Origin of the sequence: Bradyrhizobium sp. CB1717 (genome assembly GCF_029714325.1) — a bacterium.
Lineage (GTDB): Bacteria > Pseudomonadota > Alphaproteobacteria > Rhizobiales > Xanthobacteraceae > Bradyrhizobium.
The window spans coordinates 5,191,182-5,217,305 of record NZ_CP121666.1; the positions used below are offsets into that span (position 1 = coordinate 5,191,182).

At 63.8% G+C, this 26,124-nt stretch carries 29 protein-coding genes; 13 read left to right on the plus strand and 16 right to left on the minus strand.

Annotated features, from left to right (window positions below; genetic code table 11):
- Positions 1 to 6: 6 nt before the first annotated feature.
- From QA649_RS24630 to QA649_RS24640, 3 genes are read right to left on the minus strand one after another with little or no spacing between them, the layout of a single operon-like run.
- Positions 7 to 609 carry a hypothetical protein gene (locus QA649_RS24630; RefSeq protein WP_283019464.1) on the minus strand — a complete coding sequence of 201 codons (603 nt, stop codon included), beginning with the start codon at positions 607 to 609 and terminating at the stop codon, positions 7 to 9.
- Between the two features lie 7 nt (positions 610 to 616).
- Positions 617 to 1,324 (minus strand): hypothetical protein, encoded by a 708-nt coding sequence (locus QA649_RS24635; RefSeq protein ID WP_283019465.1) that lies wholly within the window; start codon positions 1,322 to 1,324, stop codon positions 617 to 619.
- 2 nt (positions 1,325 to 1,326) lie between these two features.
- Positions 1,327 to 1,578: a hypothetical protein gene (locus QA649_RS24640; protein ID WP_283019466.1), complete on the minus strand. Its 252-nt coding sequence runs from the start codon at positions 1,576 to 1,578 to the stop codon at positions 1,327 to 1,329.
- An 853-nt stretch (positions 1,579 to 2,431) separates the two neighbouring features.
- Here QA649_RS24640 and QA649_RS24645 point away from each other — a divergent pair.
- Positions 2,432 to 2,668: a hypothetical protein gene (locus QA649_RS24645; protein ID WP_283019467.1), complete on the plus strand. Its 237-nt coding sequence runs from the start codon at positions 2,432 to 2,434 to the stop codon at positions 2,666 to 2,668.
- Positions 2,669 to 2,691: 23 nt separating this feature from the next.
- Here the strand turns inward: QA649_RS24645 and QA649_RS24650 are convergent, their stop codons facing one another.
- Entirely contained in the window at positions 2,692 to 3,975 is a 1,284-nt protein-coding gene (locus tag QA649_RS24650) for a hypothetical protein (protein WP_283019468.1), read from the minus strand.
- Positions 3,976 to 4,098: 123 nt separating this feature from the next.
- Between QA649_RS24650 and QA649_RS24655 the strand changes: the two genes are divergently transcribed.
- On the plus strand, positions 4,099 to 4,326 hold the full coding sequence (locus QA649_RS24655; RefSeq protein WP_283019469.1) for a DUF2171 domain-containing protein: 228 nt from the start codon (positions 4,099 to 4,101) through the stop codon (positions 4,324 to 4,326).
- 575 nt (positions 4,327 to 4,901) lie between these two features.
- Positions 4,902 to 5,063, plus strand: a complete 162-nt coding sequence (locus tag QA649_RS24660) for a hypothetical protein (protein WP_283019470.1) — start codon at positions 4,902 to 4,904, stop codon at positions 5,061 to 5,063.
- 103 nt (positions 5,064 to 5,166) lie between these two features.
- Here the strand turns inward: QA649_RS24660 and QA649_RS24665 are convergent, their stop codons facing one another.
- The 3 genes from QA649_RS24665 to QA649_RS24675 all read right to left on the minus strand — a co-directional run bounded on the left by QA649_RS24665 (position 5,167) and on the right by QA649_RS24675 (position 6,684).
- Entirely contained in the window at positions 5,167 to 5,949 is a 783-nt protein-coding gene (locus QA649_RS24665; protein ID WP_283019471.1) for a hypothetical protein, read from the minus strand.
- Between the two features lie 197 nt (positions 5,950 to 6,146).
- Positions 6,147 to 6,371 (minus strand): hypothetical protein, encoded by a 225-nt coding sequence (locus QA649_RS24670; protein WP_283019472.1) that lies wholly within the window; start codon positions 6,369 to 6,371, stop codon positions 6,147 to 6,149.
- Positions 6,372 to 6,447: 76 nt separating this feature from the next.
- Entirely contained in the window at positions 6,448 to 6,684 is a 237-nt protein-coding gene (locus tag QA649_RS24675; protein WP_283019473.1) for a hypothetical protein, read from the minus strand.
- A 267-nt stretch (positions 6,685 to 6,951) separates the two neighbouring features.
- Between QA649_RS24675 and QA649_RS24680 the strand changes: the two genes are divergently transcribed.
- Complete coding sequence (locus QA649_RS24680; protein ID WP_283019474.1) at positions 6,952 to 7,299, plus strand: DUF6481 family protein; 348 nt, start codon at positions 6,952 to 6,954, stop codon at positions 7,297 to 7,299.
- Between the two features lie 124 nt (positions 7,300 to 7,423).
- On the opposite strand, the gene QA649_RS24685 is transcribed toward QA649_RS24680, so the two are convergent.
- Positions 7,424 to 7,666 (minus strand): pentapeptide MXKDX repeat protein, encoded by a 243-nt coding sequence (locus QA649_RS24685; protein WP_130367076.1) that lies wholly within the window; start codon positions 7,664 to 7,666, stop codon positions 7,424 to 7,426.
- 342 nt (positions 7,667 to 8,008) lie between these two features.
- Between QA649_RS24685 and dctP the strand changes: the two genes are divergently transcribed.
- Genes dctP through QA649_RS24700 form a run of 3 tightly spaced genes read left to right on the plus strand, consistent with a single transcriptional unit; the run spans position 8,009 to position 10,937 of the window.
- Complete coding sequence (dctP, locus tag QA649_RS24690; protein ID WP_283019475.1) at positions 8,009 to 9,031, plus strand: TRAP transporter substrate-binding protein DctP; 1,023 nt, start codon at positions 8,009 to 8,011, stop codon at positions 9,029 to 9,031.
- Complete coding sequence (locus tag QA649_RS24695) at positions 9,028 to 9,582, plus strand: TRAP transporter small permease (protein ID WP_283019476.1); 555 nt, start codon at positions 9,028 to 9,030, stop codon at positions 9,580 to 9,582. Before dctP ends, QA649_RS24695 begins: the two co-directional genes overlap by 4 nt.
- Entirely contained in the window at positions 9,579 to 10,937 is a 1,359-nt protein-coding gene (locus QA649_RS24700; protein ID WP_283019477.1) for a TRAP transporter large permease, read from the plus strand. The genes QA649_RS24695 and QA649_RS24700 overlap by 4 nt, the downstream gene beginning before the upstream one ends.
- Positions 10,938 to 11,051: 114 nt before the next feature.
- On the opposite strand, the gene QA649_RS24705 is transcribed toward QA649_RS24700, so the two are convergent.
- Entirely contained in the window at positions 11,052 to 11,732 is a 681-nt protein-coding gene (locus QA649_RS24705; protein WP_283019478.1) for a GntR family transcriptional regulator, read from the minus strand.
- 197 nt (positions 11,733 to 11,929) lie between these two features.
- On the opposite strand from QA649_RS24705, the gene QA649_RS24710 reads away from it, so the two are divergent.
- The 4 genes from QA649_RS24710 (at position 11,930) to QA649_RS24725 (ending at position 15,827) form a co-directional block, all read left to right on the plus strand.
- Positions 11,930 to 12,553, plus strand: coding sequence for a TRAP transporter small permease (locus QA649_RS24710; protein ID WP_283019479.1), 624 nt, complete (start codon positions 11,930 to 11,932; stop codon positions 12,551 to 12,553).
- A complete protein-coding gene (locus QA649_RS24715; RefSeq protein ID WP_283019480.1) occupies positions 12,553 to 13,818 on the plus strand; it encodes a TRAP transporter large permease in 1,266 nt (421 codons plus the stop codon). The genes QA649_RS24710 and QA649_RS24715 overlap by 1 nt, the downstream gene beginning before the upstream one ends.
- 24 nt (positions 13,819 to 13,842) lie before the next feature.
- Positions 13,843 to 14,826, plus strand: a complete 984-nt coding sequence (locus tag QA649_RS24720) for a TRAP transporter substrate-binding protein (protein ID WP_283019481.1) — start codon at positions 13,843 to 13,845, stop codon at positions 14,824 to 14,826.
- A gap of 74 nt (positions 14,827 to 14,900) precedes the next feature.
- Positions 14,901 to 15,827, plus strand: a complete 927-nt coding sequence (locus tag QA649_RS24725; RefSeq protein ID WP_283019482.1) for a dihydrodipicolinate synthase family protein — start codon at positions 14,901 to 14,903, stop codon at positions 15,825 to 15,827.
- Positions 15,828 to 16,033: 206 nt separating this feature from the next.
- Here the strand turns inward: QA649_RS24725 and QA649_RS24730 are convergent, their stop codons facing one another.
- From QA649_RS24730 to QA649_RS24745, 4 genes are all read right to left on the minus strand, one after another.
- Positions 16,034 to 16,945 carry a hydroxymethylglutaryl-CoA lyase gene (locus QA649_RS24730; RefSeq protein WP_283019483.1) on the minus strand — a complete coding sequence of 304 codons (912 nt, stop codon included), beginning with the start codon at positions 16,943 to 16,945 and terminating at the stop codon, positions 16,034 to 16,036.
- Position 16,946: 1 nt separating this feature from the next.
- Positions 16,947 to 18,950, minus strand: a complete 2,004-nt coding sequence (locus QA649_RS24735) for an acetyl/propionyl/methylcrotonyl-CoA carboxylase subunit alpha (protein WP_283019484.1) — start codon at positions 18,948 to 18,950, stop codon at positions 16,947 to 16,949.
- 4 nt (positions 18,951 to 18,954) lie between these two features.
- The gene (locus QA649_RS24740; RefSeq protein ID WP_283019485.1) at positions 18,955 to 20,559 is read right to left on the minus strand and encodes a carboxyl transferase domain-containing protein; all 1,605 of its coding nucleotides are present in this window, start codon (positions 20,557 to 20,559) and stop codon (positions 18,955 to 18,957) included.
- Positions 20,560 to 20,639: 80 nt separating this feature from the next.
- Positions 20,640 to 21,812: an isovaleryl-CoA dehydrogenase gene (locus tag QA649_RS24745; protein WP_349254030.1), complete on the minus strand. Its 1,173-nt coding sequence runs from the start codon at positions 21,810 to 21,812 to the stop codon at positions 20,640 to 20,642.
- A 109-nt stretch (positions 21,813 to 21,921) separates the two neighbouring features.
- Here QA649_RS24745 and QA649_RS24750 point away from each other — a divergent pair, with 109 nt between their 5' ends.
- Positions 21,922 to 22,950, plus strand: a complete 1,029-nt coding sequence (locus QA649_RS24750; protein ID WP_283019486.1) for an AraC family transcriptional regulator — start codon at positions 21,922 to 21,924, stop codon at positions 22,948 to 22,950.
- A gap of 91 nt (positions 22,951 to 23,041) precedes the next feature.
- On the opposite strand, the gene QA649_RS24755 is transcribed toward QA649_RS24750, so the two are convergent.
- The 3 genes from QA649_RS24755 to QA649_RS24765 all read right to left on the minus strand — a co-directional run bounded on the left by QA649_RS24755 (position 23,042) and on the right by QA649_RS24765 (position 24,689).
- A complete protein-coding gene (locus QA649_RS24755; RefSeq protein ID WP_283019487.1) occupies positions 23,042 to 23,329 on the minus strand; it encodes a DUF3551 domain-containing protein in 288 nt (95 codons plus the stop codon).
- Between the two features lie 219 nt (positions 23,330 to 23,548).
- Entirely contained in the window at positions 23,549 to 24,037 is a 489-nt protein-coding gene (locus tag QA649_RS24760) for an Lrp/AsnC family transcriptional regulator (protein WP_283019488.1), read from the minus strand.
- Positions 24,038 to 24,383: 346 nt separating this feature from the next.
- Positions 24,384 to 24,689: an ETC complex I subunit gene (locus QA649_RS24765; RefSeq protein ID WP_283019489.1), complete on the minus strand. Its 306-nt coding sequence runs from the start codon at positions 24,687 to 24,689 to the stop codon at positions 24,384 to 24,386.
- 253 nt (positions 24,690 to 24,942) lie between these two features.
- Between QA649_RS24765 and QA649_RS24770 the strand changes: the two genes are divergently transcribed.
- Positions 24,943 to 26,115: an OpgC domain-containing protein gene (locus QA649_RS24770; protein WP_283019490.1), complete on the plus strand. Its 1,173-nt coding sequence runs from the start codon at positions 24,943 to 24,945 to the stop codon at positions 26,113 to 26,115.
- Positions 26,116 to 26,124 lie beyond the last annotated feature (9 nt).

Here is a 26,124-nt window from a genome sequence, read left to right on the forward strand (position 1 = left end):
ATCCGCTTAGTTGCGAAAGAATTGAGCCGTGATCTTAATGACGGTCATAAGTGATGGAACGGTAAGCAGACCCAGTCCGTAGAAAAAGAAAAATGCCACGGCTAGGCGACTGTATTTGGCTTCGGCGGACAGCATTGCATAGTGCAGACGCAAGGTTTGGGCTTTTTCTGCCTCCTCCCAACTCAAGCTCTGAGCACCAATCAATTCGAGGCCCATCATCTCGCCGATTGCCTTGATATAGGAGCGGGTCATTGCTGGCCCATCAACGCGGACATAGTCCTCCCAGTCGCCATGTTTCTTTATCTGACGCGGGCAGCGATATTGATAAAGCGCTGATCCGACCCCTAGAAACAAGAGCCCGAAATATACGAAGTACAATTTGAGCGACCACATGCGGCTCCACCAATCCGCCTCTTGATGGTGTTGCACGCCGCCGATCAACCCGCCATCAAAAATAGACGTGAATTGTGAGCTGAGAAGAACTAGATAGCCGATGACCGGAAAGGCGACAGAAGCCTGTACGGCACGAGAGTTACCGATTGACCGCAGGCTTGCCCAAGTGGGGATAAAGCTAGTGCGGCGTTGATCCAACCCTTTTTGAGAGATCATTGGCTTTTCAGACGATGTTTTCCGATGCCGCTAAAGCAGCAAATCGTTCGAGGATTTCACGGAAGCTGCCCGCCTCTTTCTTTAAATGAGGATATACCTTGGCGGCTTCGAGATCGAATTGCTGCCAGCCAGGTACTTCAAGCAGTTTCAGTGAACGCAGCGCAGGGTCGAAGCAACTGAGAAATCGCTTTTGGATCATATTAACGCGGTTCAATCGGATGGCTTCACTGGTATCGGGGTCATTTGAAACCAGTTCGATTGCGTCCCGTAGGACAGAGAGACGGAAGTAAAATTGCGTCACTGCCAGCAGTACCTCGGCATCGAGCAATCCAACCTTTCCTGCCACGGCGGGCAACACGAGCGGAAGCGACGGAAGGAATTTGGCGTCTTCACCAACGATCTTTCTCGTTCCCCAACCTCGCCACGGTTCGATGTAGTCATTCGCGCAGCGTGCAACTCGATCGACGATTTCGGCGTAGAGACTTGCTCTCATAGCTTTGATCTCTTCCTCTTGACGCCTAGCATCGTGAACCGTCACGGCGCCGAAGCTAATAGCACTGCCCACAATCGTACTTATCAGACCAATCAAGGCCGTGCTTATCGGCCCGCCAATGCCAAGGCTTAATATCAGCGCGGTGGCAGTTACCAATCCCGCAAGACCGGCTAAAGCGATCAACAATATTAAATGTCGTCGATATGGGTTCGCAGCGGACAATGTTATCCCCTGCGTCGAAAGGTTACCGTCCGCTGCAACCGATTTGGTTCGGCTCGATACCCCGGAACTGTCCACGCACGGCTGTGGCTATGATTGGTATCGTCGGGGTCTTCGTTCGCCCACCATGCATCATACTCATAGGCTGATTTCGGGAGCGAGCGGCCGATCAGCATTTCGATCTCGGCGAAGGTCATCTTGAGGGACGCGGAGGTGTTAGCCGCGAGCTTGTCCCTCAACGGGTCATAGATCGACATCTCGTCCCTCCCCCCATCAGACGATCTCAGAGTAGACGGTTATCCACTGGGCTGAAAACTTAAACTAGGCCAGTGGCACCATAAGCTAGGTTAGCCACTGTATCCTATTGAATTTGCAGCCAGTATTTGTCCTGCCGGGATCGCCAGTGTTTTCAAAAAGATGGACGTTCTTCTCTTGCAACCCCCGCGTCAGACGGGCCACACACACTTTGCAGATACTTCTCCGCAATGAGGAGAAGGTCTTCATTCGCATCTCCAGCCTCGGCGTGCATTCGCAAGCGCCACAAAGTCTATTCAGACTTCTTGCCGACAACCCATCTAACGATCGGCCATCCCACGACGAAAGCTGACGTTGCAGTGCCGACTACTCGCGTTACCAGGGCGCCGAGGTCCTCTTCGCTGAAGTACGGGTGCCTATTGTAGAAGATGAGTACAAGAATGGTGCTGAGCGCGCAGCAGAGGGCAACCAACAACCGATATAGCTGCCCTTCCAGATGCGCGACGCGCGCCTCAAGGTTTTCGTTATCCACTATCCGAGATCCCTCAAAAACTTCTTCCAAAACTACTTCTCGTTGATCCTGTCCGCTGAGCTGGAGCCCAACACCGGCGTGGCAGTCCCCCAGCATCTTACCAAGGTTGATTCGGCGATTGCCACTTTTTCCCGGATCGGCCGTTGGACGTCGTCGCCATCCTCAACGAGCTAAGCTGAGCGTCAGAACCTTTCGCTCCTTCTCATCACGAACGCGTGGGTAACCCCGCACCGGGCCTTTGAACCGGGCGCATCGGTCCTATCTATGCGCCGGGCGACGTGCGCCCGAGAAGGACTCCGATGCCACTGTCCGAGTGGACGAGAATGGCCATCGCATCTGCGGTGGCCGTGATCGCGATATCATTTTTGGCAATTGACGCTGGCGTCGACGTGAACACTGGCGCGATCGTAAAGCGCGTCGAGACGGCGCGGGCATCCATTACGGACGCGGTGGCGCGCCAGCATGAGCTGGCCTTCGCCGTTCAAGCGTGGTCGCGAGGCAATCACGACAGGCCGCTCCCGGAAAAGCAGCCCCTGGAGCAGTGCCTGGCGATCGATTGATCCATGCTGCGGCGGCCCGCACATCATCCCCGGCCCGGTGTCTGGTGCGTCCGCCACCACCCCGCAATCGCCGCCGCCAGATCATTCCACAGCTCGGTCGGCAGATCCGGCACCGCAACCCGGACGCTGTACTCGTCCGTGGTCGCATTGTGAAACCATTCGGTCGCGGCGAAGTCGAAGCCGAAGCTTCCGGCGTGGCGGATCGGGAAGCCGTCGCGGCCGAGATCGCGGCTCATCGCGTCAGCGGCCTGCCGCGCGCCGGCTTCATCGAGGGGACGCCTGCTGCGGAGCGTGACGTAGAGGCCGTGGGTGAAGTGGAGCTCGGCCGAGAGCGAGGCCAGCTCACGTGAGAAAAGTCGGGCCGCATGGCGGCCATTGCGCAAGATGGCTGCGACGCGCCGCTTCGTTAAGGCCCAATAATCCGCCGTACCAACAAACGGAGGGAAATGTGCCGGCAGCGCCGCGCCGCCGAGAAGGCGGACGGCATCGCGCGTCTCCGCTGCGAGGCGTTCGGCCATTGCGCCATTCGTCGGCGCGCCCTCCTCGCTCCAGCGGACGAACACCGCGGAGCCGAGCCGGCCGTATTCCGCCCCGAGCGAATCCAGCTTGGTATGGCTTCGCACCATCACGACGGGAATTCCGCTTCGCCTTGCCCAGCGCAAGACACGCCGGATACGACCGGACCGGCCGGCAAAGCATGTCGTGTCGAAGATCAGGAGATCGAGACCAGAACCATCGCAGCGTAGCGCTGCTTCGAACGCGCCGGCCGAGACGCAGGAATCCAGCAGAAGGATTCGTGGCGCGCCGGCGCCAGCCAAGACATTGGACGACGGCAAGCTCAACGTGATGAGCCGCAGTTCCGGGACGAAGCGCTCGATCAGCTCCAGCGTCTCGCCGTAGGAGCCCGGCAAAACCCGGATCTCAGCCCCGGCGACGATCCGGGTGGCGGCAAACAGCAGCGCCGAGATCGCAGCCATGCCGGAGGCGGTATAGATCGTCTCGCTGCTGCATCCGGGCTCGCGATCATAGAACGAGGGACCGTTCACCTTCAGATCCGCGCGCTGATAGTCGTAGCTGAATGTGAACGGACCGCTGGTCGGAGACGCCGTGGCCGACCAGGATGTCTCCGTCGCCTTCCAGTCCTGCAACGAATGTTCGGCGCGCAGCGCGGCGGTCAGCTGGAATTTGGTCCTGATGACCTCGTCCGCCGTGCGCGGGCACGCCAGGCGCTGCGGGTTGCTCAGGCAGCCATTCAGCAGCCCGATCTCCCTGTGCTTGCGCTCCAGATAGGCCTCGATGGTCTCCATACCACGCTTGTCAGCTGCAACTCTCCTTCAACGTCCGGCGCGCCTTTGGGGTCCAAACTGCGGCGCGCTACGCGGAGCAACGAACAGCCGTCTGCATCGTTGAGACTGCGAAAGGAGGACATCATGCCGAAAATCAGGGAACACATGAAAATCATCGGCAAGGACGGTGTGCATGTCGGCACCGTCGACCGTCTCGAGGGCAACCGGATCAAGCTGACCCGCAAGGACAGCCCGCCGGGTCACGAGGACCACCACCACTACATCGATACGAAATATATCGGCGCGGTCGAGGGCGATACCGTCAAGCTTTCGGTCAATGCCGACGCGGTCCCGAAGTCGGAAGCTGCGTGACAGCACCAACGCGCCTTCGGAGCTTTTGTTTGTTCACGGTCCGACTCCGCTTCGTTCGCAAAGCACGAATCGCGACCGCGAAAATCAGCGCTGCGCAATTGTTAATATGGAATTGCCGTAGCGCTGATCGCGCGACCGCTATTCCGTCGGCTCATCGTCGCGCCGCTCGCGGGCAAGCTGATGCCAGGCGATGGCGAGCTCGATCAGTCGTTGCCGATCGGCGCCTTCGGCCGCTGCGGCGCGCTTCATTGCGGCCTCGGCTTCGTGCTGCGGGTCGTACTTGTTGCACATGAGTCCGATTTTAGCCGCTCGATCTGGACAAGTGCGTGGCAATTTCGTCCGTATGATTGCGGAGGACCGACGTTGCTATGAGCGATTCAAACACGCTTTGATTGTGGCACCAGAGAAGTTGCACTCGCGGTTTCAGACGCTCTCCGGCGCCAGTCAACGGAGGCGGCTTCATTCCGATCTGTGAATTGCGTCACAGCCTGCGCACGGCCTCTCGCGCTAAACAGCACTTCAGCGCTGCCAAGGGAGCGCTGCCAAGGGAGCGCGAGACGGCGTGGGAGGTCGTCATGACACAGGAAGCAACCGCCGAGGCCAGGGTTCCGACACAACGACAGAGGTCCGACCTGTTCGGCATCGCGTGCCTTGCGGCGATCGGTCTCGTGACGCTGGCCTGGATCGCAGGCCTGGTCTGGGGCGCGATGGCATTCTTCAATTGGCTGGTGTCCTGACACGGCAGGCGATCAGCCCTCGTCCGCGCGCAACTGGATCGACCGGCAAACAAAAAGGCGGGCCTTTCGCCCGCCTCTTCGGTTTCAGATCCTGCGCAGAAGCTTAGTAGCACGCGCGCGGATCGGCCTGCACATACTGCCCGTTTGGATAGCGGTAGTAGCAATTGCCCTCGGCCACGTAGTAGCCGGGGCGCGAGGCTGCCGTTGCGCCGGCGATCGCGCCGGTGGCGCCGCCGATCACCGCGCCTGCGGCTGCACCCGTGGCGTTACCCGAGATCAGGCCGCCGAGCACGCCGCCGACAATGGCACCGCCCAGCGCGCTTGCGCCGGGATCGGCCGGCGGCGGCGGAGGTGGCGGCTCGTAAGCGACCGGAGGCGGCGCCGGGGCATAGGCCACCGGCACATCGTCGTAATACTCCTCCGAGATGTAGCCGGGCGGACCGGCCATCCGCTGCGGATAATAGTACCAGACGCCGCCGACGTCCCACCACCAGCCGGAGCGGCCGTTATGGACTTCGTGGCGCCAGCGCCCGCCATCCCAGGCGAGGTTGCCGCGATAGGCATGTCCGCCCCAGTCGCGCGCCGGTGCGGGGCCACGCGCGTAGCTGCGGCCGGGCGGCGGTCCGCCGGCATGGTACGGGCCGGGACCGGGGCCGCCAGCGTGAGGCTGGCCGCCGGGCTGCTGCGCGGGCCGGGCCGCCTGCTGCGGCGGAGGGCCCTTGCGCATGTTCTGATTGGTCTGGGGCGGCGCGCCGGCGCCCTGCCCGGCCGGTGGCGGGCTCGCGTCCCTGGGCGGCCTGGCTTCCTGTGCCTGCGCCGAGAGCGCGAGCAAAGACATGGCCGAAACCAAGGGAATGATGATTGTCTTGCGGCTGGACGCACTCATGCGTGCATGACCCCCTACTCTCTCGCTTGCCGTGGTCCCGCGCGCGATAGACGATTCGCCTCGCGCCGGGGTGATGCCGGCTGACATAACTGACCTGCTTGATCGGCCAAGTGATCGGCCAAGTCCCGTTACAAATGGTTAAGATCACGGCAATTTTTCGGCCCCAAAGGGCTGCGACGAGTCGTGCCGGAGCGCCGCTAGCGCGCCGGTTCGATGACGTTGCAATTGCTCCGCCCCGACATCAGGCAATCCTGCATCTTGCTGGCCGAGGTGAGATCGCGGGCGAGCCACCAGCCGATTCCGAGGATCAGAAGCGCGATGATCAGGCCGGCAATGGCGCCGCGGCGGTTGTCGCCCGGTTGCGGTCTTTGCGGGGATTTGGGCTTCTCGCCCGGTTCGGGCTTGGAGGTGGGGCTCGACATGACAACCTGATCGCACGGTTGAGCCGGCTTTATCACCTCTGCGACGTGGCGTCACATCCTGGCCAGCCCTTCCGGCTCAGCCCCGGGTCTGGCGGATCGCATCCTTGCGCAAGGTTTCGACCGCCGGGATTGCCTCGCGGGCCCGCGGTGCGCAGGTCGTGAGCACGAAGGCGGTCTGGCTGCATTCCCAGTCGGCGCCCAGAACTGCGTTCTCAACCGGTTGTGGACGGGCAAACAGCAATGCGGCACCCGCCAGCGCTGCCACCACGAGGATGAGCGCGAGCGCCTTGAGGCCCAGCCGAAAGATGGTCATGCCCGTGCTCCGTCTCGTATTGGGGCGGACGCTAGGCGTTGCGTCAGGGCGCCCACTATGAGGGACATCACAATTCGGCAGTTTTTCGGGGCTACGAGAGATCGTCGGGGGAGCGATTTTTCGTCTACCTGATCGGCTGCGATTATGGGTGGCTTCGCGACGCGCGCCGATGTACACGCTTCTGCGTCGCGTTGCGCCTGCTATGCCCAGCCGACGTACCAACAGGCAGTGATGTAGGATCGAAAGCGAGGAAGACAAGGCTCGTCGATGAGTGGATTCAGGGAACCCGGCTTCGCAGACCGGCAAAAGGCGGCGCAGGACGCACGCAAAAATCTTTTGAACAAATTCAAGTCGCAGCCGGGGCCCGATGATCCCGCGGTCGCGGCTCGCCGCGCCGAGCGCGAGGCACTCGCGGCCAAGCGCGCCGAGGCAAAGACCGCGCGCGAGGCGGAAAAGGCCGAGCAGAAGCGTATCGAGGAAGAAGCCAAGGCCGCCGAAGCCGCGCGCATCGCCCGCGAGGCTGAGGAAGCGGTCGCCAGACAGGCTGAACTCGAAGCCGAGCAGAAGGCCAAGCGCGACGCGCGCTACGCGGCCCGCAAGGCCAAGCGGAAGTAACCTTCGCAGCTCACGTTCATTTGAATTTGAACTGGGACATCACTTTTCGGGGCGGCACGCATGACCGCCCCGAACGTTCGAGCGTGCGTCTGCCTTTCGCACGCGCGCCGGTGACGACGGAAGATCAGTTCTTCTTCATCATCCCGTCGTCTTTCTTCATCCCGTCCTTCGACATGTGATCCTTCTTCATGCCGTCGTCCTTGGACATGGCATCCTTCTTCATGCCGTCCTTTGACATCGTGTCCTTTTTCATCATGCCGTCATCCTTGCCCATCTTGTCCTGGGCAAAAGCGGCCGGCGACAGCGCGAGGCCAAGCGAGAGAACGGCAGCCGAGACGCCGAGCGCGATACGGGTACGAATGGTCATGGATCATCTTCCCTTCGAGATGGTGTTTGTCAGCGACGAACGCCGCTAATTGATCTCGACGGATCGAGCAGCGGAGTTGTTACGGCCTTGCCGATAAATTTCTCCAGGCCGCGCATTCGCCGCAATCGCGTCTGCGGTATCGGGCTTCCATCCGGAGCAGCAGGACGGCAAGTGTGCAGCGCAGCACGGCCGGCACTTGCCGCGGCATTCGGTCTCGAACTATCAGATGAGAGAACATTGGGTGAAAGACCGGCTAGGATGGGCCTGAAGCCGGTCTGACAAGACCCGATCCAAATCACACCAACAAAAACCGTCCAAAGAAACGTTCAAGGGGATCACACCATGATTACGCGCCGCCATCTGATCGCGACCGCCGTCGCTGCACCCGCCATCTTGCGCTTCGGTACCGGGACCGCGCATGCCGCCACCACATTGAAGATCTCGCATCAATTCCCTGGAGGCACCATCGACAAGGGCGATTTCCGCGACCGTCTCTGCCGCATGTTCGCCGCTGAAGTCAGCAAACGCAGCAATGGCGACATCGCCGCCGAGATCTATCCGAACTCCTCGCTGATCAAGACCAACGCGCAGTTCTCCGCGATGCGCAAGGGCGCGCTCGACATCTCGCTCTATCCGATGCCCTACGCCGGCGGCGAACTGCCGGAGACCAATATCGGCCTGATGCCGGGCCTCGTCACCACCTACGACCAGGGCCAGCGCTGGAAGAAAGAGCCGGTCGGCAAGGCACTGACCGACTTCCTCGCCGACAAGGGCATCATCCTGCTCACCTGGGTCTGGCAGGCCGGCGGCGTCGCCAGCCGCTCCAAGCCGCTCGTCGCTCCGGAAGATGCCAAGGGCATGAAGGTGCGCGGCGGCTCGCGCGAGATGGACATGGTGTTGCAGACCGCCGGCGCCTCGGTGCTCTCGGTGCCCTCGAACGAAATCTACGCGGCAATGCAGACCGGCGCGTGCGATGCCGGCATCACCTCCTCGACCAGCCTGATCTCGTTCCGCCTCGAAGAGGTCGCAAAGTCGCTGACATCGGGCGCCGGCGCCTCCTACTGGTTCATGCTCGAGCCCTTGATGATGTCGAAGGCGATCTTCGACAAGCTGCCGAAGAACCAGCAGGACGTCCTGCTCGCCGTGGGTCAGGAACTCGAGGCCTTCGGCCGCAAGGGCGCGCAGGATGACGACGTCGAGGTTGCCAAGGTCTACGAGAAGGCCGGCGCCAAGGTCTCGGTGCTCGATGCCGCGACCGTCGGCAAGTGGCGCGACATCGCTCGTGACACCGCCTGGAAGGATTACGGCGCCAAGACCGCGACCTCGGCCAACCTGCTCAAGCTTGCCACCGACGTTGCGGCATGAGCCACGGTCCGCTTCCGGATCGTGACGATCAGACGAGCGCAGCCGCTGGGTCGGGCCCCGCGGCGGCGATCGATCGCGGTCTCGCTGTCCTCAACAGCATCATCGTCGTGTTCGCCGCGATCGCGCTGGTCGCAGCCTGCGCCATCCTGAGCTACAGCGTGCTCAGCCGCGCGTTGTTCAAGGCCGCGAACTACTGGCAGGACGAGGCCGCCGTGTTCCTTTTGGTCGGCGCCACCTTCATGACGGCCGCCTATGTGCAGCAGAACCGCGGCCATATCGGCATCGAGGCCTTTGTCGGCCTGCTCTCGCCACTCGCCAACAGGGTCCGGCTCTGGCTGGTCGACGCCGCGACGTTCCTGTTCTGCGCTTTCTTCACCTGGAAATCCTGGACGCTGGCCCACGAGGCCTATGTCGATGGTCAGGTCTCGAACTCGATGTGGTCGCCGCCGCTCGCCATTCCCTATTCGCTGATGGCGCTCGGCATGAGCCTGCTCTGCGTCCAGATTCTCGTGCAGCTCGCGCTGCCCTTTACTGGAGGCCGGCGGCCATGAGCGTGTTCGGGATCGGCCTTGCCTACGGCATCGCGACACTGGTCATCATGTTCTCGGGCATGCCCATAGCTTTTGCCTTGGGCGCCGTCGCAGTCGTGTTCATGGGCATCTACATGCCCGCGGCCTCGCTCGATACGGTGACGCAGAACGTCTACGAGGAAATGGCCTCGATCACGCTGCTGTCGATCCCGCTCTTCATCCTGAAGGGCGCGGCGATCGGCAAGTCGCGCGCCGGCCAGGATCTCTATTCGGCGCTGCATGCCTGGCTGCATCGCGTCCCCGGCGGGCTCGGCGTCGCCAATGTGTTTGCCTGCGCGCTGTTCGCGGCGATGGCGGGCTCCTCGCCGGCGACCTGCTCGGCGATCGGTTCGGCCGGCATCCCCGAAATGCGCAAGCGCGGCTATTCCGGCGGCTTTGCCGCAGGGATCATCGCCGCCGGCGGCACGCTCGGCATCCTGCTGCCGCCGTCCATCACCATGATCCTGTTCGCGGTCGCCGCGGAAAAGTCGCTCGGACGGCTGTTCCTCGCCGGCATCGGACCCGGCCTGCTGCTGGTCACCCTGTTCGGCGCCTATGCCGTGATCCGCTTCCGCCAGGAGTACAAGGCGGCTGAAGCGATCTACAAGAACGGCGGCCCCGAGGCTGCGATCCTGACTCGCGACGAGTACACGCTGGCCGAACGCTTCAGCGTGCTGCCGCGGGTGATCCCGTTCGTGCTGCTGCTCACCGGCGTCATGATCGCGCTCTATGGCGGCTATGCCACGCCGTCGGAAACCGCGGGCCTCGGCGGTCTGCTTGCGCTGGCGCTGATCGCCGCGATCTACAGCGTGTGGCGGCCGAGCGACCTTGCGCCCATCATGAAATCGACGATCCGGGAATCGACCATGCTGATGATGATCATCGGCATGTCGCTGCTCTATTCCTACGTGATGAGCTATCTGCACATCTCGCAATCGGTCGCCGAATCCATCGTCGCGATGCATCTGCCGCGCTGGGAGCTCTTGTTCGCGATCCTCGTCATGGTGGTCGTGCTCGGCTTCTTCCTGCCGCCGGTCTCGATCATCCTGATGACGGCGCCGATCATCCTGCCGCCGCTCCGCGCGGCGAATTTCGACATCATCTGGTTCGGCGTCGTCATGACCATCGTGATGGAGATGGGCCTGATCCATCCGCCGGTCGGCCTCAACATCTTCGTCATCCGCAACGTCGCGCCTGATATCCCCCTGCGCGAGGTGATCTGGGGCACGCTGCCTTTCGTGCTCTTGATGATGCTCGCGGTGCTGCTGCTGTGCTTCGTGCCGGGGATTTCAACCTGGCTGCCGGACCTCGTGATGGGGCCGGACGGGAGCAGGTAGCGACAATCAAAACTGCCGTAGGATGGGTAGAGCGCAGCGAAACCCATCGTCTCCCCGCGCGGACGGAATTGATGGGTTTCGCTGCGCTCTACCCATCCTACGGACTAACCCACCCTACTCGCTCTTCCGCCGCCCCTTCGGCGCGATCGCCACCACCTGCAACAGGTCCTTGCGCACGGCTTCGATGTGCCGCTCCAGGAAGCGGCAGGCCTCCTCGACCTTCTGCGCGCGGCACAGCGCAATCAGATGGGCGTGCTCCTTTTCGGCCGTCCCCATCGCCTTGGTGTTGGAGAGCTGAAGGCGCGTGTAGCGGTCGCTGGTCTGGAGCAATGACAGCACAATCGCGCGGGTGCGCGGCTGCGGGGCGTGCATATAGAGCGCCAAATGGAAGTCGGCGTTGAGCTGGCCCCAGTCGCTGACATTCTTGGCCTTGATGGCCTTTTCGAATTGCCTGTGGATGTCGTCGAGTGCGTCGAAATCGTCCGCGGAGAAATGCGGTGCCGATTGCGCCAGGAGGCGCGGCTCCAAAATGCGGCGCAGGTCGAACACGTCGTTGATTTCGTCCAGCGACAGCTCGGAGACGATGGCGCCCTTCTGCGGAACGATCCGCACCAGACCTTCCGCCTCGAGCTGAAACAACGCCTCGCGCACCGGGATGCGGCTGACGCCATAGGCATCCCCAAGCGCGTCCTGGCGCAGCTGCGATCCCGCCGGATAGGTGCCGTCGAGGATCGCCTGCCGGAGCTGGTCGACGATCGCCGCCGACAGGGTGCGATGCTTCAGAGGCTGTTTCATCTGACCTTCCGTCATCCTTCCCGACTCATTCGGCCGAATCGGTCCCTCTCTTGCATGTTGACGTGTCCTGCAAAAGCCGGTGCCCAGCGAAAGCGCGTCCTGCCGCCGATTTGACCGCAATCTTCGTTTGACTCCCAAATTGTATAAATTATACATTTGGCAATCGCACGACAAATCTTCGGGGTTGGGGCCTCTTCATGATCGAGCAGACGATGCCGGCCACGCGCGCGCTCAGCCTCCGGCGTGCGATCGTCCGGATGTCGAGCGCCCTGCTCGCCGTCGAGCGCATCGCGCTGATGGGCCTGATGTATCTGCTCACCGGATTGATCCTGGTGAACGTCGTCACCCGCTACGCGCGTTTCCCGATCTACTGGATCGATGAATCCGCGGTCTATTGCGTGGTCTGGCTGACCTTCGTCGGTGCCTCCGCGATGACGCGGCTGCGGCTCGACTTCGCAGTGACGATGCTGACGGAGCGGCTTTCGCCGCAGCACCAGAAGGTCGCCAAGGTGATCTCGACCAGTCTGGTCGTCGTGTTCGGCGTCGCCCTGACCATCACCTGCGTGCTCTGGATGGACCCGGTCGGGCTTGCACGCGCCGGGTTCGACGGGCGCAAGCTCGCGGCCGAAACCTTCAACTTCCTCTACACCGAGCACACCCAGACGCTGAACTGGCCGACCTGGGTCCTCTATCTGACGCTGCCGATCTTCGCGGTCTCGATGACCGTGCACGGCCTCGCCAATCTCCTCGAAGATCTCGAGCTGGTGCCGCGCACGCCGCCGAAAGGTTTTCAACTCTCCGAGCTCGACGGGGTCAACTGATGGTCACGTCCGCCGCCTTCGTCGCGATCATGCTGGTCGGCGTGCCGATCGGGCTCTGCCTGTGCCTTGCCGGCCTCGTCTACATCGCCGCCTCAGGCAATCCCGTGCTATTCCAGTCCTATCCGCTCCAGTTGTTCGGCGGGGTCGACAGCTACGGCCTGATCGCGATTCCGCTGTTCATCCTGATCGGCGAGATCATGAACGGCGGCGGCATCACGCGGCGGATCGTCGACATGGCGATGGCCTTCATCGGCTCGCTCAAGGGCGGGCTCGCCTACGTCAACATCCTCGCCAACATGTTCATCTCCTCGATCCTGGGCTCCGCCACGGCGCAGGTCGCGATCATGGCCCAGATCATGGTGCCGGAAATGGAGAAGAAGGGCTACGACAAGACCTTTGCGGCTGGCCTCACCGCCTATGGCGGCATGCTCGGCCCGATCATCCCGCCCTCGGTGATGTTCGTCGTCTACAGCGTGCTGGCGCAGGTCTCGGTCAGCGACATGCTGATCGCCGGCATCGTGCCGGGCGTCATCCTCACCGTGATGTTCTGCCTCGTCATCGCGCTGATGGGATACGTCTACAACTATCCTCGCGCGGACTATCAGACGCCGCGCCAGCGGATCATGACGATCCTGCGGACGTCGCCGACGCTGCTGATCCCGATCGTCATCGTCGGCACGATCCTGAGCGGCCTCGCCAACGCGACCGAATCCGCAGCGGTCGGCGCGGTCGCTGCTGCACTGGTCGGAAAATACTGGACCAAGGAGTTCGAGTTCTCGCAGCTGCCGCAGATGATGCTGCGCAGTGGCATCTATTCGGCGATCGTGCTGTTCCTGGTCGCAGCTGCGGCTGTGTTCTCCTGGGTCCTGATCTTCGGCAAGGTGCCGCAGGAAACCGCCGGCTGGATCCAGTCCGCCGCCAAGGACCCGATCAGCTTCATGCTGATCTGCAACGTCATCCTGCTGATCATCGGCACTGTCATCGACGGCATTCCCGGCCTGATCATGACGGTGCCGATCCTGCTGCCGGTTGCGACCGACGTCTATCACATCGATCCCCGCCATTTCGGCGTCGTGGTGGTGATCAACCTCGTGCTGGGGCTTTTGTCGCCACCGGTCGGGCTCTGCTTCTTCGTCGCGGCCGCGGTCACCGGCGCCAAGCCCGGCAAGATGTTCATGGTGACGCTGCCGTTCTTCGTCATCTCCTGCGTCCTCCTGGTGCTGCTCTCGCTCTACCCCTCGCTCTCGCTGATCCTCGTCAAATAGGCCCATCCAAAAGGAAGCCCGACCATGCCGCTTTCACGCCGCCGCTTTCTCGCCGCCAGTGCCGCCGCATCGGTGTTCGCGCCGTCGCTGGCGCTTGCCCAGGCCAAGGAATTTCGCCTCGGACTGATCACGCCCAACGGCCATTCCTGGAACAAGGCCGCGCTTAAATTCGGCGATGAGCTCAAGGCCGCCACCAACGGCCGCCTGACGCTGACCGTGTTCCACTCCGGCCAGCTCGGCAACGAGCCCGCCATGATGCAGCAATTGCAGTCCGGTGCGCTCGACATGGGCTTCATCCAGGCCGCCGAGCTCGGTTCGCGCGTGCCGCACATCGCGGCGATCAACGCGCCCTACATCGTCCGCTCGACGCCGGCGGTGGCGAAATTCGTGCGGCATCCGGCCGCCGTCAAACTGTTCGAGGTGCTGCCGCAGGAGACCGGCACGATCGGCCTCGGCTGGGGCATCACCGGCATGCGCGCGGTGTTCTCGTCCAAGGACCTGAATACGCTCGCCGACATCAAGGGCATGAAGCTGCGCATTAACCCGACCCCCGTCTATCGCGATTTCTATTCCTCGCTGGGCGCAGCGCCGACGCCGATCCCGACGCCGCAGGTGTTCGACGCTATGGCCAACGGCCAGGTTGACGGTCTCGAGGCCGATCTCGAATTCTCCTGGAACCAGCGCTTCGACAAGGTGTCCAAGGTCATTCTCCAGATGAACGCGGTCTTCATGCCAATGGCCGCGGTCGTCTCCGGCCGGGTCTGGCAGTCGCTCCCCGCGGCCGACCGCGAGCTGATCACCAAGACGATCAAGGCGACGCTGGACGCGCAGATCGACGAGCTCGCCGGCAACGAGCCGGCGCTGATCGAGAACTTCAAGAACGCGCCGATCCCGATCCGTCAGGTCCCAGCCGGCGACACCGAGGCCGTCATCGCCGAGTTCGACAAGATCTGGCTGCCCAAGGCACCGGTTCTCGCCGAGCTGCGCAAGGTCGGCGCCACGCTCTGACCTCATCAGCCATCCTCTTCACCACAGCCGGCGGCCCCAGCCCCCCGCCGGCCTATTCACTTGGAGTCAAATAAATGAGCCGCCGCGTTTCCTGGGAAGGCGTCTTCCCGGCCGTCACCACGCAATTCAACGACGACCTGTCGCTCAATATCGACGCAACCGCCAAGGTGATGGACGGATTGATCCGCGACGGCGTCTCCGGCCTGATCGTCTGCGGCTCGGTCGGCGAGAACACCTCGCTCGAGCGCAAGGAGAAGGTCGCGATCATGGAAGCCGCGAAGTCGGTCGCTGCCGGCCGCGTGCCCGTGCTTTGCGGCATCGCCGAGTTCACCACGGCCTTCGCGGTCGAGACGGCGAAGGAAGCCGCACGTGTCGGCATCGACGGCGTGATGGTGATGCCGGCCCTGGTCTATTCGTCCAAGCCGCACGAGACCGCCGCGCATTTCCGTGCCGTTGCCAGCGCGACCGACCTGCCCGTGATGCTCTACAACAATCCACCGATCTACAAGAACGACGTCACCCCCGACATCCTGGCCTCGCTCGCCGACGTCGAGACCGTGGTCTGTTTCAAGGACTCCTCTGGCGACACCCGCCGCTTCATCGACACCAGGAACATGGTCGGCGACCGCTTCGTGCTGTTTGCAGGGCTCGACGACGTCATCGTCGAGAGCGTCGCCATGGGTGCCGTGGGCTGGGTCTCCGGCATGTCGAACGCCTTCCCGCGCGAGGGCGAGACGCTGTTCCGCCTGGCCAAGGCCGGCCGCCTGGCCGAGGCCATGCCGCTCTACGAATGGTTCATGCCGCTCTTGCATCTCGATGCCCGCCCGGACCTCGTCCAGTGCATCAAGCTGTGCGAGCACATCATGGGCCGCGGCACCGCGCTGACCCGCCCGCCGCGCCTCGCACTGCTGCCGCAGGAGAAGGCCGAGGTCGAGGCCATGATGGCCAAGGCGCTGAAGAACCGGCCGCAGCTGCCCGATGTCGGGCTGAAGGCGGCCTGACGGCAGGTCTCGTAGGGTGGGCAAAGCGAAGCGTGCCCACCACCTGCCAATGATTGCGAAAGATGGTGGGCACGGCGCTTCGCGCCTTTGCCCACCCTACGAGAGCTACCCCAGCCGTCATTGCGAGGAGCGCAGCGACGAAGCAATCCAGACTGCCTCAATGGGAAGACTCTGGATTGCCTCGCTCCGCTCGCAATGACGGAGAACTAGGAGGCCGCCCGCTTCTTCTTCGCATTCAACGCGGACGCCACGCGGCTCACCGGCGGCTTGCCCAGCACGCCGCTCATCGCGTTCGTCGCCGACAGCAGCTTCGCCATATCCACGCCGGTCCTGACGCCCATGCCTTCGAGCATGTAGACGACATCCTCGGTCGCGACATTGCCGGTCGCGCCCGGCGCGTAGGGACAGCCGCCGAGCCCGCCGGCGGCGGCGTCGATGACGCGGACGCCCTCCTCCATCCCTGCGTAGAGGTTGGCGAGCGCCTGGCCGTAGGTGTCGTGGAAATGCATCGCGAGTTTTGCGGGCGGGATGTTGGCGCTGACCGCACGCAACATGTCTTTCGCCTTATCAGGCGTGCCGACGCCGATGGTATCGCCGAGCGAGATCTCGTAGCAGCCGAGATCCCACAGCGTGCTCGCGAGATCGGCGACGGCCTTCGGCTTGATCTCACCGTCGAATGGGCAGCCCAGCACGCAGGAGATATAGCCGCGCACCTTCACGCCATCGGCCTTGGCGCGCGCCAGCACCGGCTTGAACCGTTCGATGGACTCCGCGACCGTGCAGTTGATATTGGCGCGCGAAAAGCCTTCCGAGGCAGCAGCGAATACAGAAACGACTTTGGCGCCGGCGGTGCGCGCGGCGTCATAGCCCTTCTCGTTCGGCACCAGCACGTGGAATTCGGCGCCCTTGATGTGGTTGACGCCCCGCAGCACGGCATCGGAGCTCGCCATTTGCGGGATCGCCTTGGGCGAGACAAACGCGCCGACCTCGACAGTATCGAGGCCAGCCCCGACCAGCGCCTCGATGAAGGCGATGCGGGCCTCGACGCTGACGGGCGTCTTCTCGTTCTGGAGGCCGTCGCGCGGCCCCATCTCGATGATGCGGACCTGGTCGCTCATGTCAGTCTCCCGAAGGTTCGACCACGGCGAGCTCGACGCCCTCCTGCACGATATCGCCGACCTTGCACTTGATGGATTTGAGCACGCCGGCATAGGGCGCCCGCAGCGTCTGCTCCATCTTCATCACTTCCAGCGTGAGGATCGGCGCGCCCTTATCGAGCTTGGCGCCCTCCTCGGCCAGCACGGCGACGACTGTGCCCGGCAAGGGTGCCGCGATCTTGTCCTCGCCGACATGCTCCTCGCTCTCGCCGCCGAACTGATCGACCCAGTGCAGGTCGAAGCGGCCGTTGCGTGTACGCAAATACAGCTCATGGCCGCTGATCACGGCCGCCACGCTCGATTTCACCCCGTCGAGCGTGAGATCGAAGCCGCCGTCCTTCGCCGCGATCGTGAACGCCAGCTCGCGCTCGCCGATCATCAGGGTGGACGGCCCGCTGCCGTAGTTCAGCGTAATCTTTTGTTCCGGACCATGGCCGACGCGGAAGGCAAAGTTGCGCTGGCGGCGGCCGACCGGCTGCCAGCCAAAGGTCTGCCACGGAGAGTTCGCCTCGTCCTGCGCGGCTTGCCGCTCCTCGTTGACGATTGCTGCCACCGCTGCGCAGAGCTCGAGCTCGCCGGGCGCAGGCGCCGCTGAGGTCAGCACCGCCAGCTCGCGCTCGATGAAGCCGGTGTCGATCGCATTCGCGCGCACCTTCGGGTGCGTGATCAGCGCCGACAGGAACGGGATATTGGTGACGATGCCGCGGACATCGGACTCTTCGAGGCCGCGGTTGAGGCGGTCGATCGCAACGTCCCGGGTCGGCGCCCAGGCAATCGTCTTTGCCAGCATCGCATCGTAGTAAGGCGAGACTATATCGCCCTCGCGATAGCCGGCATCGATGCGCAAGCCCCCGGTCTCCGCCGGCAGGCGCCAGGTCGAGATCTTTCCGACCGACGGCATGAAGTTCTTGGTGGGATTTTCCGCGTAGACGCGCGCTTCGATCGCGTGTCCGTTGAGCTTGATCTCGTCCTGCTTCAAGGGCAGCGCCTCGCCGAAGGCGACGCGCAATTGCCATTCGACGAGATCAATCCCGGTGATCAGCTCGGTCACGGGATGCTCGACCTGGAGGCGCGTGTTCATCTCGATGAAGAACACGTCCTTGCCGTCGGAGACGAACTCGATGGTGCCGGCACCGACATAGTTCACGGCGCCTGCCGCTTTGCGCGCTGCGGCGCAGACCGTCTCGCGCTGGGCAGCGTTCAGCGTCGGCGACGGCGCCTCCTCGATCACCTTCTGATGCCGGCGCTGCAGCGTGCATTCGCGCTCGAACAGCGAGAGCAGATTGCCGTGGCTGTCGCCGATGATCTGCACCTCGATGTGGCGGGGATTGTCGACGTACTTTTCGATCAGCATGCGGTCGTCGCCGAACGCAGCCAGCGCCTCGCGCTTGGCGCTGACGATCGCAGGCCCGAGCTCGGCTGCGGAGCGCACGATCCGCATGCCGCGCCCGCCGCCGCCGGCGGAGGCCTTGACCAGCACGGGGAAACCGACCTTCTCGGCCGCCTTTGCCAGCGTCGCATCATCCTGGGCATCGCCGTGATAGCCGGGCACCAGCGGCACGCCGGCTTTCTCCATCAGCTCTTTCGAGCCGGACTTCGAGCCCATGGCCGTCATCATCCCGGCGGTCGGGCCGACGAACACCAACCCGGCGTCCAGGCAGGCCCGCGCGAACTCGGCATTCTCCGACAGGAAGCCGTAGCCGGGGTGAACCGCCTCGGCGCCGGTCTTTTTCGCGGCCTCGATCAGCCGCTCGACATTGAGATAGCTGTCGCGGGCACGTGCGGGCCCGAGCAGCACGGCTTCATCGGCGAGCGCGACATGCATGGCGTCGCGGTCGGCCTCGGAATAGACCGCGACGGTGCGCAGGCCCATGGTACGCGCGGTGCGGATGACGCGGCAGGCGATCTCGCCGCGGTTGGCGATCAGGAGGGTGCGAAAACGCCGGTAGAGCATCGAGCGGTCCATCGCATCACATCCTGAACAGGCCGAATTTCGTCGGCTCGATCGGCGCGTTCGACGCCGCCGAGAGGCCAAGCCCGAGCACCAGGCGCGTGTCGGCCGGGTCGATCACGCCGTCGTCCCAGAGGCGCGCGGTCGCGTAGTACGGATGCCCCTGGCTCTCATATTGCGCGCGGATGGGCTCGCGGAATTTATCTTCCTCTTCTTTCGACCAGCTATCGCCCTTGGCCTCGATATTGTCGCGGCGGACCTGGCTCAGCACCATCGAGGCCTGCTCGCCGCCCATCACCGAGATGCGCGCATTCGGCCACATCCAGAGGAAGCGCGGCGAATAGGCGCGGCCGCACATGCCGTAATTGCCGGCGCCGTAGGAGCCGCCGATCACGACGGTGAATTTCGGCACCGAGGCGGTGGCAACCGCCGTCACCAGCTTGGCGCCATCGCGCGCGATGCCGCCGGCCTCGTATTTCTTGCCGACCATGAAGCCGGTGATGTTCTGCAGGAACACCAGCGGAATGCCACGCTGGCAGCACAGCTCGATGAAATGCGCGCCCTTCAGCGAGCTCTCGCTGAACAGGATGCCGTTGTTGGCGATGATGCCGACCGGGTAGCCCCAGATATGGGCGAAGCCGCACACCAGCGTCGTGCCGTAAAGCTTCTTGAACTCGTCGAACTCGGAGCCGTCCACGACACGCGCGATGATGTCGCGCACGTCGAACGGTTTTCTGCCGTCGACCGGCACCACGCCGTAGATCTCCTCTGCCGCAAACAGCGGATCGCGCGGCTTATGCATGTTGAGATTCGGCCGCACCGACGGTTTCAGCGTGCCGACGATGCGCCGGGCGATCCCGATCGCATGGGCATCGTTCTGGGCGTAGTGATCGGTCACGCCCGATTGCCGCGAATGCACGTCGGCGCCGCCAAGCTCCTCGGCGCTCACCACCTCGCCGGTCGCCGCCTTCACCAGCGGCGGGCCGCCGAGGAAGATGGTGCCCTGGTTGCGCACGATGATGCTTTCGTCCGACATCGCCGGCACATAGGCCCCGCCCGCGGTGCAGGAGCCCATCACGATGGCGATCTGCGGAATGCCCTGTGAGGACATCTGCGCCTGGTTGTAGAAGATGCGGCCGAAATGGCGCTCGTCCGGAAAGATCTCGTCCTGCAGCGGCAGGAAGGCGCCACCGGAATCCACCATGTAGACGCAAGGAAGATTGTTCTGCCGCGCGATGTCCTGCGCGCGCAGATGCTTCTTCACGGTCATCGGATAATAGGTGCCGCCCTTGATGGTGGCGTCATTGGCGACGATCACGCATTCGCGGCCCGAGATGCGCCCGACGCCGGTGACGACGCTCGCCGAATGCACGTCGCCGCTATAGAGGCCGTAGGCCGCGAGCGGCGACAGCTCCAGGAACGAGGTGCCGGGATCGACCAGGAGGTCGACGCGTTCGCGTGCCAGCATCTTGCCGCGCGCGGTGTGGCGGTTGCGCGAGGCCTCGCCGCCGCCGCCGGCGACCTGGCTGAGCTTTTCGCGCAGGTCCGCGACGAGCGTGCGCATGGCCTCGGCGTTGCGCGCAAAGTCCGACGAAGAAGGATCGATGCTGGAATGGAGCGGCATGCAAGTCCCGCGTGCTGGTGATGTCTAAGGGGCCGCGGACAGGTTGGCCCAGTTCCGCGGCAATTCCAATTGGAAGGAGCTTACGCGGTCTCGGCCATCAGCTCGCGGCCGATCAGCATGCGGCGCACCTCGGATGTCCCGGCGCCGATCTCGTAGAGTTTTGCGTCGCGCCAGAGACGACCCACAGGGAATTCGCTGGTGTAGCCGACCCCGCCGAGCGCCTGGATCGCCTCGCCCGCCATCCAGGTCGCCTTCTCCGCGGAATAGAGGATCGCCGCGGCCGCGTCCTTGCGCAAGCTGCGGGCGTGATCGGCGCGGTCGCAGGCGCGCCCGACCGCGTAGACATAGGCGCGCGTAGCCTGCCAGGTCGCATACATGTCGGCGAGCTTGCCCTGCATCAGCTGGAAGTCGCCGATCGGCTGGCCGAACTGCTTGCGCTCGTGCATGTAGGGCACGACGGCGTCCATGCAGGCCGCCATGATCCCAAGCGGGCCGCCCGACAGCACCGCGCGCTCATAGTCGAGGCCGGACATCAGCACCTTGACGCCCTCGCCCAGCTTGCCGAGCACGTTCTCCTCCGGCACCTCGCACTCGTCGAAGAACAGCGGATAGGTATTGGAGCCGCGCATGCCGAGCTTGTCGAGATGCTGGCCGTGGGTGAAGCCCTTAAAACCCTTTTCGATCAGGAAGGCGGTCATGCCGCGCGGGCCGGCCTCCGGATCGGTCTTGGCGTAGACCACCAGCACGTCGGCATCGCCGCCATTGGTGATCCACATCTTGGAGCCGTTGAGGACGTAGCGGTCGCCGCGCTTGTCGGCGCGCAGCTTCATCGAGACCACGTCGGAGCCGGCGCCAGGCTCGGACATCGCGAGCGCGCCGACATATTCGCCGGAGATCAGCTTGGGCAGGTAGCGCTGGCGCTGGGCGTCGTTGCCGTTGCGGCGGATCTGGTTGACGCAGAGGTTGGAGTGGGCACCGTAGGACAGCCCCACAGCCGCGGACCCGCGCGAAATCTCCTCCATGGCGACGATATGGGCGAGATAGCCCATGTTCGAGCCGCCATATTGCTCCGGCGCGGTCATGCCGAGCAGGCCGAGGTCACCGAGGCGTTTCCACAGGTCCGCCGGGAACAGATTGGCCTTCTCGATGTCGGCGGCGCGCGGGGTGATCTCCGCCTCCACGAAGGCGCGGAGCGTGTCGCGCAACATGCCGATGTCTTCGCCCAGATCGAAATCGATGCTCGGGATGTTCAAGGCGATTCCTCCGTAATTTGAGACCGAACCTAGCGGGGACCGGGCCCTTCTGCAGTCGAAAAGGTTGCATTTTCCGCCAAACTTGGCGAGGATTTCCGAGAGAAATCCGATGCCTTTCCAAGCCGCAACCGCGATCCCGCGCCGCGCCGTGACCCCCGCCGCCTTTGTCCGCGGCGTGGTGGCCGCCTATGCGCGCTACGGACTGGACCCCGCTGAGGCGCTGCAGCGGGGTCAAATAGCGCCAGACCTTGTCAATTCTCCGGATGGGCGGGTCACGGCCGTCCAGTTCGAGGCCCTCGCCGGCCACGCCATGCGCGAGCTCGACGACGAGGCGCTCGGCTGGTTCTCGCGCCGGCTGCCATGGGGCACCTACGGCATGCTGTGCCGCGCCTCGATCACGGCGCCGACGCTGGAGGTCGCGCTCAAGCGCTGGTGCCGGCATCACCGCCTGCTCACCGAGGACGTGCTGCTCGATCTCGAGGTCGGCGAAGAGACCGCAATCGTGTCGATCCGCGAGCAGCGCGACCTCGGAGCCTTTCGCGAATTCTGCCTCGTCACCTTGCTCCGCTACGTGCTCGGCTTCTCCTGCTGGGCGGTGGATTCCAGGATCGCGCTCCGCACCGCCGAGTTTCCGTTTCCCGAGCCCGGCCACGTCTCCGTCTATCCGACCATCTTCTCGCGGACCATCCGCTTCGACGCGGCCCATGCCCGCATCGTCTTCGACAAGCACTATCTTTCGCTGCCGCTGACCCGCAGCGCCGCCGATCTCGACAACATGCTGAAGGGCGCGCTCAGGCTGACCGTGCTGCCCTATCGGCGCGACCGGCTGCTGGTCGAGCGCGTCCGCCGCGTGCTGCGCAATGCGCGCGGACGGGTCCTCGGCGCCGAGGACGTCGCGAGCGAGCTCGCGCTCTCCACCCGCACCATGCATCGCCGCCTGCGCGAGGAAGCGACCTCGCTGCGCGATCTCAAGGAAGAAGCAAAGTTCGAGCTCGCCAAGCAGGAGCTGATGCGCGGCCGCGCGCCGATCAAGCGGATCGCGGAGATCGCCGGCTTCCGCAACGAGAAGAGTTTTTCGCGGGCCTTTCGGACCTGGACCGGCACCTCCCCGCGCGAGTTTCGCGGCAGATATCGCTGAGGCGCCCCGTTACCTGCTTGTCATAAACCAACGGCCCCCGAGATCACTCTCGGAGGCCGCAATGTCCTGGATCAGGTCTTGAATTCAGGCCTTAGTTCTGCGCGCCCGAGCGAACCTTGGGCTGCTTCGTCTGCTTCGGCTGGAAAGCGAGCGCGTCGTTGCTGGTCTTCGAACCGCCGGCCTGCGAGCACGAACCGCCGATACCGCCAGCAGCCTGCCGGCAGGCTTCCATCGTCGGATAGCCGCAGCCGTGCGCGGCCTGGGCGCCGTTGGTGATGCAGTAATCGTCGGCCTTCGCAGCCGGCGCCGACAGAACAAGAAACGCAGACGCAAACAGCGTCGCAGCGGAAGCCGCGAACGTCTTCGAGATCGATGTCATATTGTCTTTTCCTGCTTCAGGGTCCCACAAAAGAGTCCTCGGCATGCGACGCAGGCTGAGGGTCACACCCTTGCATCTAGGCGGCGCACGAGAACCGACAATCACGATCCAGCGCATTGCAGGACTTCGCAAATCACATGTCACAGTTAGGTGAGTTAATCATGTATAATACTTCGGCTTTTGTGAAATCGCTGACCGATGAAATAGAGATCGAATCCGCTAGCTCGCCGGCACCGCCGCCTCTTGCAGCGGCAGCGGCACGTCCTTGGCGACGCCCAGCACCGGAAAGCTGCGGACGTTCTTGACGTCGGGCATGGCCGCGAAATGCAGCAGCTGCTGGCGCATGCTCTCGACGCTCGGCGCGACGCATTTGAGGAGATAGTCGGTGTCGCCCGAGATCCGCCAGCACTGCTGGATCCGCGGGATCGCGGCGATCGAGCTCTCGAACGCCTCCAGCACCGGCTGGGCCTGGCTGCCGAGCTGGATCGAGACGAACGACACCACCTCGTAGCCGAGCAGCCGCTCGTCGATGACAGCGCGCACCGCCCGGATCACACCGCGGCTGAACAGCGATTTCAGCCGGCGCAGGCAGTTCGGCGCGGAGACGCCGACACGCAGCGCCAGCTCGTTGTTGCGAACCCGCCCGTCCTGCTGCAGCTCGGAAAGTATCTTCAGGTCGACGCCGTCGAGCTGGTCACGCCCCGCCATCCCCCACCTCGCCATGGTCGTGTCATGCGCGGCAGCGAAGCACGGGGCGGATTTGGTGCCAACCACCTTAAGCGTCGCCGCGGCCGGAAAAGCGTGGCGGGAAGCTTACCTCCGGCCATCCTTCGAGACGCCCGCCTCCGGCGAGCCCTCAGGATGAGGTCACGCTTCGCGGCAAGATATCAGACCCTCATGGTGAGGAGCCCGCCAAAGCGGGCGTCTCGAACTATGCAGGCCAGGCTCATGCGGTCCCAAGAACGCAGATACCCGGGCCTTCGCCTCGCGAAAGGGGCTTCGGCCCCGCAGGAGGGACGGGCCCGGGCTTGACGGAACGAGAGGGTGCCGCCCCTCAATGCGTCCAGGGCTCGCCGCGGCGGAACGAGAAATTGTCGGCATAGGCGACCGGCCGGCGGATCGAATCCTGGGGCTCGATGACCTGGTAGGCGATGCCCTTGCGCTCGCAATAGGCGACCGCCTCTTCCTTGCTGTCGAAGCGCAGGGTGATCTGCTGCTTCATGTCGCCCGACGAGGTCCAGCCCATCAGCGGCTCGACCGAGCGCGGCTGCTCCGGCTCGTAGTCGAGCTGCCATTCCTTCGTCTTGGACCGGCCGGATTGCATCGCGTTCTTGGCGGGCTTGAAAATGCGTGCGGTCATGGGTGGTCCGGGCCTCGTCTTTTCGTTCGATTTCGCTGCGTCAGGGTGGCAGTTGGTGGAAACCTCAGGGATAGTATAGAGACACCGATCGGGAACTGATTGGTGATTCCGGCCCCCCGGTAACCCTCTCCGACGGTATAGTCATTATGCTGCACCGTGACAATTGCGTACCCGCCTTCCGCGCCGGGATCCCGCCCGGCGGCACTGCCTCGCTGACGCCCGCGTATCCGTCCCCTCCGAAAGCTCCCGTCGCATGGCCTTCCTGAACATCAACGCCACGCTGCCCGAGAAAGGCCGTGACCTCCGGCTCGACCTGTTTCGCGGCGTCGCCAACTGGGCGATCTTCCTCGACCACATCCCCGACAACGTGGTGAACTGGATCACCACGCGTAACTACGGCTTTTCCGACGCCGCCGACCTGTTCGTCTTCATCTCCGGCTACACCGCCTCCTTCGTCTATGCGCGGATGATGCTGGACCGCGGCTTCATCGTCGGCGCCACCCGGCTCACCAAGCGGGTCTGGCAGCTCTACGTCGCCCACATCATCCTGTTCGTGATCTACATCGCCTCGATCTCTTATCTCGCGCTGCGCTTCGGCGATTCCGATATGATCAACGAGTTCAACGTCGCCGGCCTCGTCGACAATGCGACCGAGACGCTGCGCCAGGGCCTGTTTCTGCGCTTCAAGCCGCTCAATCTCGACGTGCTGCCGCTCTATATCGTGCTGATGGGCCTGTTCCCGCCGGTGCTGTGGTTCATGCTGCGCAAGCCCGATCTGACGATGGCGCTGTCGATCGTGCTGTGGCTCGCCGCGCGTCATTTCGGCTGGAATTTGACGGCCTATCCGGCCGGCCAGTGGTACTTCAACCCCTATTGCTGGCAGGTGCTGTTCGTGTTCGGCGCCTGGTGCTCGATGGGCGGCGCGCGGCGCTCGATGACGCTGATCAATTCGCCGATCACGCTGTGGCTCTGCCTCGGCTATCTCCTGTTCGCGCTGGTCATGACCATGGCCGGCCGCTTCCCCACCTTCGGCGGCATGTTCCCGGAATGGCTGTTCTCGGCCTTCAACCCCAACGACAAGACCAACCTTGCGCCCTACCGCTTCCTGCATTTCGTCGTGATCGTGATCCTGGTGATCCGCTTCGTGCCGAAGGACTGGCCGGGCCTGGAATGGAAGGTGTTCGACCCGCTGATCGTGTGCGGCCAGCAGTCGCTGGCGGTGTTCTGCGTCGGCGTGTTCCTGTCCTTCGTCGGCCATTTCGAACTGTCGATGAGCTCGGGCTCGCTGTTCGCGCAGCTCTTCGTCAGCATCGCCGGCATCGCGATCATGACGACCGTGGCCTATTACATCTCGTGGTCGAAGAAGCAGGACAAGCCGCTGAAGCCGCCGCCGGCCAAGCCGGCAGCAGAGGCGAAGGCCGCCTGAGAGAGGCGG

What these genes read in the sequence shown, in the direction of transcription:
- QA649_RS24760 (WP_283019488.1), bottom strand. Translation starts at nt 24,037, where the DNA reads ATGGCGGGGCGTGACCAGCTCGACGGCGTCGACCTGAAGATACTTTCC.
- QA649_RS24650 (WP_283019468.1), bottom strand. Translation starts at nt 3,975, where the DNA reads ATGGAGACCATCGAGGCCTATCTGGAGCGCAAGCACAGGGAGATCGGG.
- QA649_RS24665 (WP_283019471.1), bottom strand. Translation starts at nt 5,949, where the DNA reads ATGAGTGCGTCCAGCCGCAAGACAATCATCATTCCCTTGGTTTCGGCC.
- QA649_RS24680 (WP_283019474.1), top strand. Translation starts at nt 6,952, where the DNA reads ATGAGTGGATTCAGGGAACCCGGCTTCGCAGACCGGCAAAAGGCGGCG.
- QA649_RS24685 (WP_130367076.1), bottom strand. Translation starts at nt 7,666, where the DNA reads ATGACCATTCGTACCCGTATCGCGCTCGGCGTCTCGGCTGCCGTTCTC.
- QA649_RS24715 (WP_283019480.1), top strand. Translation starts at nt 12,553, where the DNA reads ATGGTCACGTCCGCCGCCTTCGTCGCGATCATGCTGGTCGGCGTGCCG.
- QA649_RS24735 (WP_283019484.1), bottom strand. Translation starts at nt 18,950, where the DNA reads ATGGACCGCTCGATGCTCTACCGGCGTTTTCGCACCCTCCTGATCGCC.
- QA649_RS24740 (WP_283019485.1), bottom strand. Translation starts at nt 20,559, where the DNA reads ATGCCGCTCCATTCCAGCATCGATCCTTCTTCGTCGGACTTTGCGCGC.
- QA649_RS24640 (WP_283019466.1), bottom strand. Translation starts at nt 1,578, where the DNA reads ATGTCGATCTATGACCCGTTGAGGGACAAGCTCGCGGCTAACACCTCC.
- QA649_RS24765 (WP_283019489.1), bottom strand. Translation starts at nt 24,689, where the DNA reads ATGACCGCACGCATTTTCAAGCCCGCCAAGAACGCGATGCAATCCGGC.
- QA649_RS24675 (WP_283019473.1), bottom strand. Translation starts at nt 6,684, where the DNA reads ATGACCATCTTTCGGCTGGGCCTCAAGGCGCTCGCGCTCATCCTCGTG.
- QA649_RS24755 (WP_283019487.1), bottom strand. Translation starts at nt 23,329, where the DNA reads ATGACATCGATCTCGAAGACGTTCGCGGCTTCCGCTGCGACGCTGTTT.
- QA649_RS24720 (WP_283019481.1), top strand. Translation starts at nt 13,843, where the DNA reads ATGCCGCTTTCACGCCGCCGCTTTCTCGCCGCCAGTGCCGCCGCATCG.
- QA649_RS24655 (WP_283019469.1), top strand. Translation starts at nt 4,099, where the DNA reads ATGCCGAAAATCAGGGAACACATGAAAATCATCGGCAAGGACGGTGTG.
- dctP (WP_283019475.1), top strand. Translation starts at nt 8,009, where the DNA reads ATGATTACGCGCCGCCATCTGATCGCGACCGCCGTCGCTGCACCCGCC.
- QA649_RS24770 (WP_283019490.1), top strand. Translation starts at nt 24,943, where the DNA reads ATGGCCTTCCTGAACATCAACGCCACGCTGCCCGAGAAAGGCCGTGAC.
- QA649_RS24630 (WP_283019464.1), bottom strand. Translation starts at nt 609, where the DNA reads ATGATCTCTCAAAAAGGGTTGGATCAACGCCGCACTAGCTTTATCCCC.
- QA649_RS24670 (WP_283019472.1), bottom strand. Translation starts at nt 6,371, where the DNA reads ATGTCGAGCCCCACCTCCAAGCCCGAACCGGGCGAGAAGCCCAAATCC.
- QA649_RS24645 (WP_283019467.1), top strand. Translation starts at nt 2,432, where the DNA reads ATGGCCATCGCATCTGCGGTGGCCGTGATCGCGATATCATTTTTGGCA.
- QA649_RS24660 (WP_283019470.1), top strand. Translation starts at nt 4,902, where the DNA reads ATGACACAGGAAGCAACCGCCGAGGCCAGGGTTCCGACACAACGACAG.
- QA649_RS24725 (WP_283019482.1), top strand. Translation starts at nt 14,901, where the DNA reads ATGAGCCGCCGCGTTTCCTGGGAAGGCGTCTTCCCGGCCGTCACCACG.
- QA649_RS24705 (WP_283019478.1), bottom strand. Translation starts at nt 11,732, where the DNA reads ATGAAACAGCCTCTGAAGCATCGCACCCTGTCGGCGGCGATCGTCGAC.
- QA649_RS24700 (WP_283019477.1), top strand. Translation starts at nt 9,579, where the DNA reads ATGAGCGTGTTCGGGATCGGCCTTGCCTACGGCATCGCGACACTGGTC.
- QA649_RS24695 (WP_283019476.1), top strand. Translation starts at nt 9,028, where the DNA reads ATGAGCCACGGTCCGCTTCCGGATCGTGACGATCAGACGAGCGCAGCC.
- QA649_RS24750 (WP_283019486.1), top strand. Translation starts at nt 21,922, where the DNA reads ATGCCTTTCCAAGCCGCAACCGCGATCCCGCGCCGCGCCGTGACCCCC.
- QA649_RS24710 (WP_283019479.1), top strand. Translation starts at nt 11,930, where the DNA reads ATGATCGAGCAGACGATGCCGGCCACGCGCGCGCTCAGCCTCCGGCGT.
- QA649_RS24730 (WP_283019483.1), bottom strand. Translation starts at nt 16,945, where the DNA reads ATGAGCGACCAGGTCCGCATCATCGAGATGGGGCCGCGCGACGGCCTC.